The sequence below is a fragment of the Falsiroseomonas oryzae genome, from assembly GCF_027856955.1.
GTDB lineage: Bacteria > Pseudomonadota > Alphaproteobacteria > Acetobacterales > Acetobacteraceae > Falsiroseomonas > Falsiroseomonas oryzae.
The window spans coordinates 1-1,021 of record NZ_JAPSMD010000869.1 but is presented as its reverse complement, the minus strand read 5'-3'; the positions used below and the strand labels follow the sequence as shown (position 1 = coordinate 1,021).

The 1,021-nt window shown below is 77.7% G+C and carries 1 protein-coding gene; it reads left to right on the top strand.

From position 1 onward, the window contains the following. Nucleotides 1-1,021 (top strand): hypothetical protein (locus tag OZN99_RS32355; protein ID WP_270939286.1); only part of this gene is annotated, 1,021 nt, incomplete at both ends.

Genomic DNA, 1,021 nt, shown 5'->3' with positions numbered 1-1,021 from the left:
CGCCGCGGGCGCAGCATCGCGGGCCGACGCTGGCGCGACGCCTGGCTGCCCTGGTGGCCCTGGTCGCGCTGCCGCTGCTCGGCCTGGCGGCCTGGAGCGTCTGGGCCGCGCAGGGGGGCGTGCGGGAACAGGCGGAGCGCGCGCTGCTGGAGCGCGTGCAGGGTATCGCGCTGGCGCTCGAGCGGGAGTTCGACCGGGCGGAGGTGCTGCTGCAGGCGCTCGCCGCCTCCGCCGCGCTGGGCCGCGGCGACCTCGGCGCGATGGACGAGGAGATGCGCGCCGCCTCCCGCGCGGTCGGCGGGCTGCCGGTCACGCTGATCGGCACGGACGGGACCATCCTGCTCAGCACGCTGCGGGCGCGCGGCGACCTTCAGGAGGGCGTGCCGGCACCGGAGGAGGCGCGACGCCTCCTGGCGGAAGGGCGGATCCAGGTGACGAACCTGTTCGAGGCGCCGCTCTCGGGCCTGCTGACCGTCTCGGTGGCCGTGCCGCTGCGCGCGGTGCCGGAAGCCGGGGAGGCGGCGCGGCGGACGGCGGCGGGGATCGGGCTGAGCTTTCCGCGCGAGCGCTTCGCGGAACTGCTGCGGGAAGCCTCGGGGCTGGGCGCGGAGGACATGGCGGCAGGCTGGACCGCCTCGATGCTGGACCGCCGCGGCGTCTCGGTGGCGCGCAGCGGGGGGGAGGAAGGCGTGGTGGGCCGCCCGGCGCGGCCGGAGATCGCCCGGCTGCTCGAAACGGGGCGCACCGGCGTGCTGCACGGGTTGACGACGCGCGAGGGGATGCCGGTGATCACCGCCATCCTGCGCGGCCAGCGGAGCGGCTACGGCTATGTGATGACGATGCCGCGCGCCGCCTTCGCGGCGCCGCTGCGGACGATGCTGCTGCGCACGGTGCTGGTCGGCGGCGCGGTGCTGGCGGTCGGCTTCGGCCTTGCGGTGCTGCTGGCACGGCGCACCGTCGGCGCCTTCCGCGCCGTGCGCGAGGCCGCGACGAGCCGCGTGCCGCCGCCCCCCACCGGCCT